A 14,429-nucleotide genomic window follows, 5' to 3' on the forward strand; every position below is an offset into this window, starting at 1 on the left:
AATTTGCAGCATAACTATTAATTAAAAATTGAAACTATGTTTGGAGATATGATGGGAATGATGGGCAAGATCAAAGAAGCTCAGCAAAAAGCCGAAGACACAAAAAAACGCCTAGAAAACGTTTATATTGATGAAAAAAGCAGCGACGGACTCATAGAAGTTACTGTGAGCGTTGCAGGGCAAGTCAAGAAAGTAGATTTTAAAGATGAACTACTTGAAGACAAAGAACAATTAGAAGATTATTTGATTCTCACTTTAAACAAAGCGCTCTCAAGAGCTAAGACAACTTACGATCAAGAGCTAGCTGCGGTCGCAAAAGAAGGGATGCCAGATATTCCCGGACTTGATATGTTTAAATAAGAGATCAATTTGCTACAAACGCTTGTACATTACAGCTTACATTTTATAGTACCCGGGTTGATCGCCCGGGTATTTTTTCCTGAGTATTGGATTAAGGCTTGGCTAATTATGATCGCCACTATGCTTGTAGATCTTGATCATTTGCTGGCCAGCCCTATATTTAACCCTAATAGATGTAGCATCAATTTTCACCCGCTTCACTCCTACTGGGCCATCGCCGGCTATTGTGTTTTATTCTTTATTCCTAAATTTAGAGTGATCGCTGTGGGACTATTGTTCCATATGCTTACTGATTTTCAAGACTGTCTTTGGTAATTTTATTTATGCTTCAACACATTCATCATATCGCAATTATTTGTTCAGATTATGCAAAATCTAAAGCTTTTTATACTGAAGTTTTAGGGCTAGAGATCATTAAAGAAACCTATCGTGAAGAACGAAAATCATACAAACTTGATCTCGCCTTAAACGGCACTTATTGCATAGAACTCTTCTGGTTCCCCAACGCGCCCAACAGGGTTTCACGTCCCGAAGCACAAGGCTTACGCCATCTTGCGTTTTCGGTAAAAGATATTGAAGTTGCCATTAAGGAACTCCAATCAAAAGGTGTGACCACCGAAGCCATTCGCATTGACGAAATTACCGGAAAGCGTTTTACTTTTTTTGAAGATCCAGATCAATTACCCTTAGAACTCTATGAGGTTTAAATGCATATCACAAGTTACAAAACTGGCACTTCTGTTCTATTTCTGTTTGAGTTGCAGTTCAGAGGAAAATGAATCATTGAGTAGTCAAAATAGTATTTACACAACCGATGGAGCTCAAATTTTAAAAGATGGCAATGCGATAGACCAAAACGGCGTTAATGCTCTAAACACTTTTGGCATTGATAATTCTTCCTTAATGCAGGATTGGAACATAAAGATCGTTAGGGAGTTTATTGGCAATTTAAGAGAAGAGCCTGTTACAGGAAATGCGGTTCGAGATTCAAAAAATCAATGGCTTCACCCGCTTCAGCAAATTGTAGAAACGCACAGACAACAAGGTAGAGTTACCATTCTTTGTCCGTTTGGTTGGGTTGATACTGACGGAAATCAACAACTTTTAACCGGTTTGAATCCATCTGAACAACTATTTTTTGAAGCTTATAAAGAACGTATGCAGGCTATCGCAAATCAATTTAAAGGGCAGAGTGATGTATGGCTTGAACTATGGAATGAACCGTATGCCTTTGATGACAGCAATGGATATACTCACGAAATGTGGCTAAAGGATCAGTTGGAAATGATTCAAAATATTAGAGAAACCGGTTTTGATAATATTATTCTCGTTCCCGGAAATTCGCAAGGCCAGTCTGAAGATGCCATTCTTGTTTATGGCGATCAAATTACAACAGCTTACGATAATATCGTATTTGACCTGCACGCTTACGAAAATTGGCTTATCAACACCAATGAAACAACAATTCAAAACCGATTTGTAAAACTGAAAAACGCCAACTTCCCGATAATCTTCGGAGAAATTGGCGTCATAAATACCAGTGGCTTAATGCAAGTACAAGATTTTCTAAAAGTCGCTAATCGAGCTAAAATTCCCACCTTAGGCTGGCTTTGGAAAAAAGATCAAAATGATCAAAATGCCCTAATGGATGGTCAAGGCAATCCTAACGATCTAAATAATAATTCTTGGGGAACTACATTTTTCAATTTCCTCACTGATTAAACCGCCACCTCTAAAGCGTCAAAAACTTCACTTACCAATTGGTAAGATTTTAAACGCGCTGCTTGATCATAGATATTTGCGATCACAATAATCTCATTAACGCGCGTCTCTTCAACAAAAGTTTGCAATCCCTGAGCGATCGTTTCTTTAGAACCTATAAAGCTATAAAACATCATTTTTTCGATCTGCATACGCTCCATTGTAGACCACTCGCCTTCCATAGATTTAACCGGCGGTGGTAAAGGTTTTCTTGTATTCCTGATGACGCCAAGCATAAACTTTTTGGCGCTGGTTGCTAAATATTCTGCCTCCTCATCAGTGTCAGCAGCTATTATGTTCAAACAAGCCATTGTATAAGGTTTTTCTAACTGCGCAGAAGGTTTAAAGTGCTGGTGATATAGGCGTAGCGCATCGTGCAGATGTGTGGGTGCAAAATGACTTGCAAATGCATAAGGTAGCCCTTTTTTACCCGCTAGTTGTGCACTAAAGGTGCTTGACCCCAACAAATACAGGGGAATATCAAGTCCTTCTCCCGGAGTTGCTCTCACAGGTGCGGTACTGTTCTCCTCAGAAAGATACATTTGCAATTCATCTATATTATTTGGAAAATCTTGAACCGTTTCCTGCTGATACCGTCTCAATGCCATTGCCGTTCGCTGATCGGTGCCAGGAGCGCGACCCAACCCAAGATCAATACGGTTGGGATGAATACTGGCAAGCGTACCAAATTGTTCTGCAACCACCAAGGGCGCGTGGTTAGGTAGCATCACTCCGCCTGATCCCACGCGAATACGTTGTGTATTTTGAGCTACTTGATTTATTAAAATTACCGGAGACGAACTAGCCAGACTCTCCATATTATGATGTTCAGAGATCCAAAACCGTTGGTATCCATAACGCTCGGCATGCTGCGCTAGGTCAACGCTTCGGTCTATCGCCTCTTTTGTAGAAATCCCTTCAACAAGAGGAACCAAATCTAAAACTGAATATTTTATGGAGGATAACGTGTTATTGTTTGTACTTTTCATAAAAATATAGTCTGTTTTAGAGCGTTTTCCTTACGGAAGAACCTCAACGATCAGGCTTCTGATTCAATCTAATTAGTATTCAATACTTTATGAAAAAATATATCGCAGTGGTTTGTATTCTGCTCCTGACTATAGGCTGTAAACAAACACCAAAAGAAACCGAAGAAACTGATTTTCCCATTAGTGTAGGGTGCTACGGCTACACACAAGACGGTTCTACAATTACCTTTCAGGTTACGCGGGTTGACCCAATGGTTCAAGGAACATTGATTTATAATTGGGCAGAAAAAGATCGTAACTCGGGTAGCTTCAGCGGAAGCATTGATGATAATATCATTTTGGGCACCTACACCTTTATCTCTGAAGGCGTTGAAAGTACGCGCCAAGTGGCTTTCAAAATATCTGGAGACCAACTCATTGAAGGATTTGGCGAAGTGACCTCTTCCGGAAAGATGGTCGCTTTTAAAAATGCTTCTGCCCTGAATTTTGACGGTTCTGTGACCTTAACAAAAGATCAATGTGCTAATTAAATTGCAATCCTATTTGATTTATCCTGCAAGTAATGTCTTACGAGACTAAACGGAGCCAAACATAAATACTTGTAAAAATTTACTTATTTTACATTTATCTCAAAAACACTATTGATTTTTCAATCAATCGTTTTAGTTAATGCATTATTTTTGAAGAAATCTCAGATTTTACAGATACTTAACCGATAATCAATTATTAGAAAAAATTACCCGCCCAAATTCCATGAAGAAAAAAAGACCTTCTCTCAAAGATATTGCAGAGGTTTTAAATGTTTCTACCACAACCGTCTCTTTTGTTTTAAATGGTAAAGGAAAAGAGAAAAAAATCTCTGACGAACTCATAGCAAAAGTTGAAGCATACCTCAAAGAAATTAACTATAAACCCAACCTAGTTGCTCGTAGCCTACGCACAGGAAGCACCCGGATTCTCGTGTTTATGGTAGAAGATATCAGCAATCATTTTTTCTCAAAAGTAGGCCGACTCATCGAAGATATCTCCTATAAAAATGATTACCGCGTGCTCTTTTGTAGTACCGAAAATGACCTCAAACGCACACAAGATCTTATTCAGATTTTTCATGAACGTCAAGTAGATGGCTTCATTATCGTTCCTCCTCCGGGTATTCAAGAAGACATCGAGAATCTTATAGAAAGTGAAATGCCTGTTATCCTTTTTGACCGTAAAATCCCTGAAATTGACTGCGACTACGTCATTATCAATAATTTTGAAGGCGCTAAAAATTCTACTGAACACCTTATTGATTCAGGCTTTAAGAATATCGCATTCATCACCATTGATCTCGATCAGGTGCAAATGCACGACAGAGAAGCGGGCTATATTGCTGCGATGAACGAGGCCGGACTTACGCCTAACATTCTAAAACTTCCTTATAATACTTCGACTGTGGGCTCTTCTCGCGAAACCATGAAGGAGTTTATCAATAACAGTAAAGATCTGGATGCCATATTTTTTGCAACCAACTATCTTTCGCAAAGCGGATTAAAAGGTATTCATCAAATTGACACTCAACTTATAGATAAGCTTGGCATCGTAAGTTTTGATGATAGCGGATTTTTTGAGATGTATTCTCCTACCATAAGCGCTTTTGCGCAACCGGTTGAAGATATGGCAGAAAACCTGATGCGTATTATGTTTCAAAAACTGAAAAACAAAGAAACCGCAAAACCCGAACAACTTGTGTTAGAAGGAACACTCGTAAAAAGAGAATCTTCCAAAGCTAAAGTCGTTTAAGTACGGAACATTTACATTTATTATCAAATTTGCTGGAAGCAAGCTCAACGCCCGTTCCTTTTGGCTCAGCTAGTGATTTCTGAACGAATTTTGTTGCATTAGATTACGAGAAGACGCTTTAAAAATTAGTGGCGTTGCAGGATACCGCAGGATTACTATATCGATATATATAAATACTTTTAAAGTGCCAAAATCGAAAATTCAGTAAATGAAATCAATACTTAGCTCCTTAATTCTTATTTCTATAATATTAGTGTCCAACCCGGCGCAAGCTCAGGATCTTTTTCCTGACGGTACGCCAATTCCGGAATGGTTTAGAGATACGACTCCAACTGATATAAGTGCTCTTGGTAAGCAATACACTATAACTGATTATGGAGTTTCTAGCGACAGCACCCTTGTACAAACTAAAGCCATACAGGCGGTAATAGATACTGCATTTGAGAATGGTGGCGGGGTCATTATAATTCCAAAAGGAACTTTTTTAAGTGGTGCTTTGTTTTTCAAACAGGGTACCCATCTGTATTTGGAACAAGACGGAGTTCTTAAAGGTAGCGATGACATCAGCGACTTCCCTGTTCTTATGACGCGTATTGAAGGCGAAAGCGTAGATTATTTTCCGGCATTGATCAATGCAGACGGAATCGATGGGTTTACGATTTCCGGGAAAGGAACGCTCGACGGTAACGGCCTGCGCTATTGGAAAGCTTTTTGGTTACGCAGAGCGTGGAATCCAGACTGCACCAACAAAGATGAAATGCGACCACGTCTGGTGTATATTTCCAATTGCAAAAACGTACAGATTTCTGATATCAAACTGAAAAACTCTCCCTTTTGGACCACGCATTATTACAAAAGTGAATATATAAAACTTCTTAACCTGCACATCACTTCCCCAAAAGAGCCCGTAAAGGCTCCCAGTACCGATGCTGTGGATATTGATGCCTGCCAGAATATGCTGATCAAAAACTGCTACATGGCTGTAAATGATGATGCAGTGGCTTTAAAAGGCGGAAAAGGACCACATGCCGATGAAGATCCTAACAATGGCGAGAATAGAAATATCATCATCGAAGACAACACATACGGTTTTTGTCACAGCGCCCTAACCTGCGGAAGCGAATCTATACACAATTATAATATTATTTTTCGCCGAAGCACTGTAGATACGGCGCACCGCATTTTTTGGTTAAAAATGCGTCCGGATACTCCACAGCATTACGAATACATCACTATCGTAGATATCAAAGGAAGCGTTAGAAGTATGATACTGATCAAACCTTGGACGCAATTTTTCAATTTAAAAGGGGAAAAAGATATGATCACTTCTATGGCTAATAATATTACAATGAAAAATATAAAACTCGATTGTGAGATGGGTTTTAATATAGAAGCTTCAGATCAATATGAACTTTCAAAATTCACCTTTGAAAACATCAAACTTAATACGCAAAATGCAATGCTAGATAATACTGAAAGTATTAACCAACTCACCTTAGAAAATGTAGAAGTAAAGTGAATTAACTAAAATTGCTGAACATTTGATCTAAGGTAGAAATCTTAGGCTTGTTCAAAGGTTTTTCAATGTAACCTTGTACCAGATCATAAGCTTTGGCCTTACTTTTATCTACGGCATCGATAGAGGAAGTTACCAATATAACCGAAAACCGATCCTTATTTTTAAACTGGTACAGACGATCCAGAAAATCCCAACCATTCAAAACAGGCATATTGATATCTAGGTAAATAATGTATTTGCTAGAATTGGGACTGTTAGCAATACATTTTAGCGCATCGCCGGCACAGGTATAAAAACGCGGTTCAATATTATGAACGGTTTTCAACAAATACTTATGAATCAAGCAAATGGTTTTATCGTCGTCAACAATGAGTACTTCTCCCTGCATACGCTAATTGGATTGAATGGTTTCTACTAATGAAGCTTTAGCTGCAATTTCGCGCACCACAGTATCTAGCTCGTGCGCAGCTCCTAATAGTTCATTTAAAAAGAACGCGTGTTCTTCCGCTCCTAAATTGAGATCAGATTGTATCAGCTGAATGATTCCCATGAGTTTGGCCAAAGGAGCCCGTACCACATGTGACTGTATTCTGGCGATCTCTTGTAGAGTGGCGTTACGACCTTCAATTTGCTTAATGTATTGATAGCGTTCTGAAACATTGATCGCCATCACAACGCGAGAAAGTTGGTTACTTTTTTTAAGCTGGTTGCTATGAATCTCTACGGTAAATTCTGATTGGTTTTTTCGTTGATGCGTATATACGCCAACTTTATTGGCGCCCATATTACGGCGAGTATCTTCAACAACATCCAGCAGTTTTGGGATTTCATCTGCCGGCCTTAATTCTTTAATTGTTTTTTCTAAAAATTCTGCTCTAGAATAGCCATACTCTTTAATCGCAGCCTGATTTACCTCTATGATTTTTAACGTACGCAGGTCGTAGATCCAAGAAGGAATTGGCATCAGCTGGAACAAATTGGTATACCTCAATTCTGATTCTTCTAAAGAGATTTTTAATGCCTTTTGCGAGGTTATATCTTGCAGTGTACCTTCAATAATACTGGTATCATCTGTATCAATGAGGCGACTGGCATAGATCCATTTTGTCTTTCCTGTTGCAGTAATGATCCTAAACTCGAAATCCGCTTCAAGTTCAAAAGAATCATCGTGATAATAAGGCTTCACGACAGACTGATCATCAGGGTGAATGAATTCCATCATGCGATCAAAACTCAATTCCTGAGAATAAAATTCTAATTCTAAAATGGCATAAACTTGCTCACTACAATAGAAAGAATGATCCTTTTTATCCACCTCCCAATAACCGAGTTTGGCGATTTTTTGGGCCAGTTTCAACCTTTTATTAGAGAGCGTAAGACGCTCTGAGGCTATTTTTCGCCTCGTGATATCTGTTATAGTACCGGACATTACCAGCGGATTTCCCTCGTGATCTTCTCTTACGACACTACCCCGATCTAAAATCCATACCCAAGATCCATTTTTATGTTTAATTCGGTATTCCCCTGTGTAAAAGTCAGTAATGCCATCAAAATAATCATTGAGCTTCACCAGCGCACGCTGCAGATCTTCAGGGTGAAGTTCTTTTTGCATACGCTCTATGCTTGTATTACCCAATTCTTTTTCATCCCGACCTATGATCTCAAAAAATTTATCGTTGTATTTAAGATAGTTGGTTTTAAGATCCCACTCCCAGGTAGCTACGTTAGCCGCTTCGATGATATTTGAAAGCCTATTAGCATTTAATTTGTGTAGTTTTTTACTTTTTTCTAGATCAAATTTGTTTTTCTGGAGTTCTACGATTTGAAGTGTTTGGTTAATTAAACACGAGATCGCTTCATATTGTTTTGGTGTCAATTCGCGGGGAACACGATCTATAATACAGAGAGAACCTATCAAGAAGTTGTCCTTGGTAATTAATGGGAACCCGGCGTAAAAACGAATATTCGGTTCATTCTGCACATATTTGTTAGACGAAAACCGGGAATCTTGTAAGGTATCACCAATAATCAGTGGCTCATAAGGCTCACTTTCTAATAGAAATTGACAAAAAGTTTCTTCTCTGGGCACCTCTTCAAGATCAACACCGTGATGTGCCAAAAAATGTTGAGTACAATCATCCATCAAACTGATCAGGACAATAGGAACATCGCACACGATGGAAGCCAGGCGTGCTAGTTCATCAAAATCTTGTTTGGCCGCAGTATTTATTATTTGGTAAGATTTAACAACTTCAAGGCGCTGTTTTTCTTTTTCCGAAACATTCAACATAAATCACTTCTGGTTGGTAATGACGTTGGTTTATAATCTTACTGATGTTGGGCATTATTTAAAACTATTAATTTAAGAATTTTTAGTTCACAATACATTAGAATTCAACAATGTAACCAATAATTTAACACATTCACCTAAGTATACCACCCGATCCAAATTACTTACTCAACAAATAACCCTTTACATATCAGCACATTAAGCTTAAAAATAAAAAAACCTCACTTAAAAAGTGAGGCTTTCTAAATTCTCTTTATTTTCAATTATATCACATTCAGTGCTTTACCTACCTTAGTAAATGCCGCTACCGCTTTGGTTATATGCTCGTCCTCGTGACCTGCAGAAAGTTGTACACGTATACGCGCTTTCTCTTTAGGCACAACAGGATAGAAAAAGGCAATAACATAAATTCCTTCATCTAATAACCGAGCGGCAAATTCCTGAGCTAATTTTGCATCATACAACATTATAGGCACGATAGGATGCTCTCCCGGAATGATATCAAAACCGGCATCAGTCATTTCTTTTCTAAAACGCTTCGCGTTGTTTTGCACCTTTCTGATCAAGTCACCAGACTCACTCAACATATCGATCGCTTTGATCGAAGCTCCAGCAATCGCCGGCGCCAGTGTGTTAGAAAACAAATACGGTCTTGATTTTTGACGCAACATATCTACGATCTCTTTGCGAGCTGCGGTAAAACCGCCCGAGGCTCCGCCAAGGGCTTTTCCATAAGTACCGGTAATGATATCTACACGACCCATTACTTTATTGTACTCATGAGTTCCTTTACCGCTCTCACCAATGAATCCTGTGGCATGGCAATCGTCTACCATCACCATTGCGTCATATTTCTCTGCCAGATCACAAATTTTATCTAGCTGCGCGATGGTGCCATCCATTGAGAACACACCATCAGTTACAATTAGTTTTCTACGCGCTCCTGAAGCTTTTTTCAATTCTTCTTCAAGCGCTTCCATATCATTATTTTTATAACGGTGACGCGCTGCTTTACACAAACGTATTCCGTCTATGATACTCGCGTGATTCAATTCGTCTGAAATGATCGCATCCTCGCTAGTCAAAATGGGTTCAAAAACACCACCATTGGCATCAAATGCTGCAGCGTAAAGAATACAATCTTCCATCCCTAAAAATTCGGCAGTCTTTCGCTCTAATTCTTTATGAATGTCCTGAGTACCACAAATAAAACGCACAGAAGAAAGTCCAAAACCGTGACTTTGAATGGTTTCAATTCCTGCATTAATAATTTCTGGATGTGCCGAAAGTCCTAAGTAATTATTAGCACAAAAATTGAGTACTTCGCTTCCTTTTTGCGTGTTGATCTCAGCACGTTGCGGAGTGGTAATAATGCGCTCTTCTTTGTAAAGACCGGCTTCCTTTATCTCTTCTAATTCTTGTTGTATACTTTCTCTTACAGATGTAAACATGATTTTATTTTTAGGCGAAAACGCTCAGGTTTCTATTTTTTTTTAATTCAAGACGGTAGATCATTTCTTCGGTCATACGTTTAAGATCAAAGCTTGGCTCCCATCCCCACTCGTCTCTTGCACGTGCATCGTCTAACGAAATTGGCCAACTTTCTGCAATCTGTTGACGCGAATCTGGCTGATAACTGATCTCAAAATCAGGAAAAGTTTTCTTGATCTCAGCAGCAATAAGTTCAGGTGAAAAACTCACGCCTTGAATGTTATATCCTACGGTTTTAATATCTCGTTTTGAGGCTTCCATCATTCTTATGGTTGCATCTATCGCATCGTCCATATACAACATAGGAAGCTGTGTGTCAGGCTTAAGATAACAAACAAATTCCTCATTATTAATGGCTTTATGAAAAATATCTACCGCATAATCTGTAGTACCGCCGCCGGGTAAAGACTGATAACTAATCAAACCGGGGTAACGCAAGCAACGTACATCCATACCATATTTTGTGTTATAATACCGTGCCCAATGCTCTCCCGCAACTTTGCTTATTCCGTACACAGTGGTAGGGTTCAAAGCAAAATCTTGAGCCACATTTTCTTGTCTCGCATCAGGTCCAAATACCGCGATAGAACTTGGGAAAAAGACTTTTTGCACATCATTTAAACGCGCAGCTTCTAACACATTAAAAAAGGTCGAATTATTTAAATCCCAGGTTCTAAGGGGTTGCTGTTCTCCTTTAGCAGAAAGTACCGCAGCTAAATGATATATCTGCGTAACTCTGTATTTGCGTACAACCTCATCAATCGCTTCTAAATTGGTTGCATCAAGCTCTAAAGTTTCGCAATCAAAATCATCACGAACTTTAAGATCTGAAGCGATAACCGCATCGCTGCCATATTTATAAATTAAAGCTTCGGTTAAGGCGGTTCCTAACTGACCAAAAGCTCCTGTAATCAATAGTTTATGTGTGCTCATAGCTATTTATATTTTTAATATAAAATTAATAAACTACAAGGCGTGACCTTTTAATTATCTGTTAAACCTAAAAAACTAAGTGTTTTTAACTTTAAAATAGTATTTTAGAAGTTGTTTATGCTTCTAAGCAAATTATAGCACATACTACACAGTAAATTTTTCTGCGATGACCGAAAGACTTGACGATACCGATTTAAAGATTTTAAGAATCCTACAGGAGAATGCAAAAATGACCACTAAAGAAATTGCAGATCAGCTACATCTAACCGCTTCTCCGGTTTATGAGCGCATTAAGCGATTGGAGCAAAGAGGCTATATAAAAAACTATGTCGCACTGCTCGACAAGAAAAAATTAAACCGCCCGGTTACGGCGATCTGCATGGTGTCTTTACGGTATCACAATGAAGGCTTTATTGAAACTTTTGAGCTTCAGATCAAAGAATTGGTCGAGGTTCAAGAGTGCTATCATATGGCAGGAAAAGTTGACTTTTTCCTTAAAATTCATTTGGAAAGTCTTGAAGAATATCACGAATTTGTGCGCACCAAACTTTCAAAAATTCAGAATATTGGGGTTTTAGAAAGTTACTTTGTGCTGAAAGAAATTTACAACACCACGACCATTGCTATTTAAGCCGGGTTTCATAGTCTGATGCACGCTTGAAACCTTCTATTTTTAAGTGAGCTTCGTCGAGTTCTACGATACTAAAGCTATTATTCTCGAGTCCTTCGTAGTCAACCATTCCTAATTGTGTGATGTAATGAATACCCTTGATGGTTTTAAATTCTTCTTTGTGCACGTGCCCGTGAAAACACGCGATTACTTTTTGAGAAGCATCCATAAGTTCTTGTACTTCTTGATGATTGGTAACGTGAAATTTTGAACCCTCCTTATAAAATGGGTATAGCGGATGATGACAGAACACCAAGACCGGTTTTTGCGCTTGAGTCAATGTATTTTTAAACCATTCTAGCTCTTCCGGCGGAATATGAGCATCTTCCCAGTTAGCACCTTCAGCATAAAAATGGTCCTTCCCAGCTGTATCGTAATTTGCATCTAATACAATACAAGTAAACCCTGAAGTTTCAAATGAATAGTAACTTCTCGCCTGCTCCTGCCCTGCATTCTTTATATTTCTCAAAAATTCAGCTTTGCGAATGCTGTCTACATCGTGATTGCCTAAAGCGTGATAAGCGTCTCCGTCAAAGCGTTGAAAAACCGCCTCAACCTCTTGCAGGTACTTCAAAGTTTCCAGCGGATTGGCTTCTGCTCCTTGATCTTTAAAATCCCCCAAATGAATTAAAAAGTGTAAGTTGGCCTCATTTAAAGCTTTGATCGCTTCATTCATTTTTGGCAATGCATCGCGGTAAAAACGTGTTCCGGCAGGATCCCGATCTGCATAGTGTGAATCTGTAATAATCCCAAAACGTAAAGGTTTCGCTACCTTCTTAGCACTCCATAATACATTTGGCATTGTGAGAATTGTGGTTCCGCTGAGGGCAAAAAGTTTAAGAGAATTACGACGGGTTATGCTGACTTGTTTCATAGATCACAAAATTAAACCTTACACATGAGATCAAAACTGTTTCGATGTAGTTTAAAGATTTATTAAAGAGTTGAGCGGCGCTGGTAGATTTAGTATTCTTATGTATTGTTTAAAGAAAATTTACTGCTTTGAAAAAAATAACGCTTGCACTCCTTTGTTGTTTCAGTATTATGCTTTGTAAAGCTCAAGAGGATCAGTTGCAACTCCTGGACCTTCAACTAGCCAATTATGAATATCCTTATGAAGTTGCAACTATTCAAATAGAGGCTCAAAATCAAACGCTCGAGATGGCTTTTATGGATGTTAAACCGAAGAACTACAACGGTAAAAACATCATGCTCTTACACGGTAAAAACTTTAATGGCGCGTATTGGCAGACCACAATCGCTGCGTTAACCGCCGAAGGATTTCGTGTGATCGTCCCTGATCAAATAGGCTTCGGAAAATCTTCTAAGCCAGAGCATTTTCATTACACCTTTCAACAGCTGGCCTTAAATACTAAAGCGGTTTTAGACAGTATAGGTGTTGAAAAAACTGCGGTTTTAGGACACTCTATGGGCGGAATGCTCGCCACCCGATTCGCTTTAATGTTTCCTGAAACTACTGAAAAATTGATTCTAGAAAACCCAATTGGACTTGAAGATTGGAAATTAAAAGTGCCTTATAAACCTGTTATCTGGTGGTATGAAAACGAACTCAAGAAAGATTATAAATCGATCAAAAAATACCAATTAGAAAGCTACTATGATGGTAATTGGGATCCTGCATACGATGAATGGGTAAACCTTCTGGCAGGTTGGACGCTCAATTCTGATTATGAAACGATCGCTTGGAATGCCGCTCTTACCTACGATATGATTTTTACTCAGCCCGTGGTTTATGAATTTAAAAATATACAGTCTCCAACGCTGCTCATAATTGGTACTCGAGATCGTACCGCTTTAGGCAAGCCGTTAGTTAGTGAGGAAGTTCGTGCCACTATGGGTCTTTACAATAAGTTAGGGAAGGCAACACAGGAGAAAATTCCTAATAGCGAATTGGTTGAAATTCCTAATACTGGACATCTACCGCACATTGAGCGTTTTGAAAAATTTATTGCACCTTTGGTGTCCTTTTTAAGCAAATAAATGAGTTCAGATAAAGCCCCGCAAATCAATCTTAAACAAAGTTCTGATGAAGACCTCGTCAGAATTGTAACGGTTCAGGTTCATAAGTACGAACCCTATACAGTACAAGCGGCCGAAGCGGAAATCTCCCGGCGCGGCATTGACAAAATGCGTATGGCACACCTAGTTAAAAAAGTGGCTCAGGATAATACCGCTGTTCAGGAAATACAAGATTATATGAGTACGACCTGGCCACGTTTTGTGAATTTTCTAATTGATTTTATCGTATTTCTACTGCTCGTACTCATTGGCAGCTTATCGCTAGATTCTGTTTTTGTTACTTCAAACAGCGACTTTTTACTCGCCGTAGGCTACGGAATGGTACTCTTGATTTTTTTATTATATCACGGCCTCACCGAATATTTCTTTCAAAAAACTGTGGGAAAATATATTACCAAAACCATTGTGGTCACTAAGGACGGTGAAAAACCGAATGCTGCTACGATTGCATTACGCACGCTGTGCAGGTTGATTCCATTTGATCGCCTATCTTTTTTGATCACTAAAAACGGTTTTCACGATCGCTTTTCAAATACTCAGGTATTAAAAGACCCCAGCTAGTAGCTGAGGCCTTTCATAAGCATATTTAGATTC

16 protein-coding genes are annotated in these 14,429 nt (G+C 38.8%); 10 read left to right on the forward strand and 6 right to left on the reverse strand.

Annotated elements, in window-relative coordinates; genetic code table 11:
* Positions 1–36 precede the first annotated feature (36 nt).
* The 4 genes from HCN54_RS08970 (at position 37) to HCN54_RS08985 (ending at position 2,082) form a co-directional block, all read left to right on the forward strand.
* Positions 37–360 carry a YbaB/EbfC family nucleoid-associated protein gene (locus tag HCN54_RS08970; protein ID WP_167597462.1) on the forward strand — a complete coding sequence of 108 codons (324 nt, stop codon included), beginning with the start codon at positions 37–39 and terminating at the stop codon, positions 358–360.
* A gap of 9 nt (positions 361–369) precedes the next feature.
* The gene (locus HCN54_RS08975; protein ID WP_167597464.1) at positions 370–675 is read left to right on the forward strand and encodes a DUF6122 family protein; all 306 of its coding nucleotides are present in this window, start codon (positions 370–372) and stop codon (positions 673–675) included.
* An 8-nt stretch (positions 676–683) separates the two neighbouring features.
* Positions 684–1,067 (forward strand): VOC family protein, encoded by a 384-nt coding sequence (locus HCN54_RS08980; RefSeq protein ID WP_167597465.1) that lies wholly within the window; start codon positions 684–686, stop codon positions 1,065–1,067.
* Between the two features lie 76 nt (positions 1,068–1,143).
* Positions 1,144–2,082 (forward strand): cellulase family glycosylhydrolase, encoded by a 939-nt coding sequence (locus HCN54_RS08985; RefSeq protein WP_167597467.1) that lies wholly within the window; start codon positions 1,144–1,146, stop codon positions 2,080–2,082.
* Here the strand turns inward: HCN54_RS08985 and HCN54_RS08990 are convergent.
* Positions 2,079–3,110: an LLM class flavin-dependent oxidoreductase gene (locus tag HCN54_RS08990; RefSeq protein ID WP_167597468.1), complete on the reverse strand. Its 1,032-nt coding sequence runs from the start codon at positions 3,108–3,110 to the stop codon at positions 2,079–2,081. The genes HCN54_RS08985 and HCN54_RS08990 overlap by 4 nt on opposite strands.
* An 89-nt stretch (positions 3,111–3,199) precedes the next feature.
* Between HCN54_RS08990 and HCN54_RS08995 the strand changes: the two genes are divergently transcribed.
* The 3 genes from HCN54_RS08995 to HCN54_RS09005 all read left to right on the forward strand — a co-directional run bounded on the left by HCN54_RS08995 (position 3,200) and on the right by HCN54_RS09005 (position 6,411).
* Positions 3,200–3,640 (forward strand): hypothetical protein, encoded by a 441-nt coding sequence (locus tag HCN54_RS08995; RefSeq protein WP_167597470.1) that lies wholly within the window; start codon positions 3,200–3,202, stop codon positions 3,638–3,640.
* 223 nt (positions 3,641–3,863) lie between these two features.
* The gene (locus HCN54_RS09000; protein WP_167597472.1) at positions 3,864–4,892 is read left to right on the forward strand and encodes a LacI family DNA-binding transcriptional regulator; all 1,029 of its coding nucleotides are present in this window, start codon (positions 3,864–3,866) and stop codon (positions 4,890–4,892) included.
* Positions 4,893–5,100: 208 nt separating this feature from the next.
* Complete coding sequence (locus HCN54_RS09005; protein WP_167597474.1) at positions 5,101–6,411, forward strand: glycoside hydrolase family 28 protein; 1,311 nt, start codon at positions 5,101–5,103, stop codon at positions 6,409–6,411.
* A 1-nt stretch (position 6,412) separates the two neighbouring features.
* On the opposite strand, the gene HCN54_RS09010 is transcribed toward HCN54_RS09005, so the two are convergent.
* The 4 genes from HCN54_RS09010 to HCN54_RS09025 all read right to left on the reverse strand — a co-directional run bounded on the left by HCN54_RS09010 (position 6,413) and on the right by HCN54_RS09025 (position 11,125).
* Positions 6,413–6,799 (reverse strand): two-component system response regulator, encoded by a 387-nt coding sequence (locus tag HCN54_RS09010; RefSeq protein ID WP_167597476.1) that lies wholly within the window; start codon positions 6,797–6,799, stop codon positions 6,413–6,415.
* Between the two features lie 3 nt (positions 6,800–6,802).
* Positions 6,803–8,701, reverse strand: a complete 1,899-nt coding sequence (locus HCN54_RS09015) for a PAS domain-containing protein (RefSeq protein ID WP_167597477.1) — start codon at positions 8,699–8,701, stop codon at positions 6,803–6,805.
* 263 nt (positions 8,702–8,964) lie between these two features.
* Complete coding sequence (kbl, locus tag HCN54_RS09020; RefSeq protein WP_167597479.1) at positions 8,965–10,152, reverse strand: glycine C-acetyltransferase; 1,188 nt, start codon at positions 10,150–10,152, stop codon at positions 8,965–8,967.
* Positions 10,153–10,162: 10 nt separating this feature from the next.
* Positions 10,163–11,125 (reverse strand): NAD-dependent epimerase/dehydratase family protein, encoded by a 963-nt coding sequence (locus tag HCN54_RS09025; protein ID WP_167597481.1) that lies wholly within the window; start codon positions 11,123–11,125, stop codon positions 10,163–10,165.
* Between the two features lie 166 nt (positions 11,126–11,291).
* On the opposite strand from HCN54_RS09025, the gene HCN54_RS09030 reads away from it, so the two are divergent.
* A complete protein-coding gene (locus HCN54_RS09030) occupies positions 11,292–11,756 on the forward strand; it encodes an Lrp/AsnC family transcriptional regulator (RefSeq protein WP_167597482.1) in 465 nt (154 codons plus the stop codon).
* On the opposite strand, the gene HCN54_RS09035 is transcribed toward HCN54_RS09030, so the two are convergent.
* Positions 11,749–12,669, reverse strand: coding sequence for a metallophosphoesterase (locus tag HCN54_RS09035; RefSeq protein ID WP_167597484.1), 921 nt, complete (start codon positions 12,667–12,669; stop codon positions 11,749–11,751). The genes HCN54_RS09030 and HCN54_RS09035 overlap by 8 nt on opposite strands.
* 170 nt (positions 12,670–12,839) lie before the next feature.
* Here HCN54_RS09035 and HCN54_RS09040 point away from each other — a divergent pair, with 170 nt between their 5' ends.
* Together HCN54_RS09040 and HCN54_RS09045 are read left to right on the forward strand one after the other, a co-directional pair.
* Complete coding sequence (locus HCN54_RS09040) at positions 12,840–13,796, forward strand: alpha/beta fold hydrolase (protein ID WP_167598867.1); 957 nt, start codon at positions 12,840–12,842, stop codon at positions 13,794–13,796.
* On the forward strand, positions 13,797–14,396 hold the full coding sequence (locus HCN54_RS09045; RefSeq protein WP_167597486.1) for an RDD family protein: 600 nt from the start codon (positions 13,797–13,799) through the stop codon (positions 14,394–14,396).
* Positions 14,397–14,429 lie beyond the last annotated feature (33 nt).

Source organism: Leeuwenhoekiella sp. ZYFB001, from assembly GCF_011784865.1.
Taxonomy (GTDB): Bacteria; Bacteroidota; Bacteroidia; order Flavobacteriales; family Flavobacteriaceae; genus Leeuwenhoekiella; species Leeuwenhoekiella palythoae.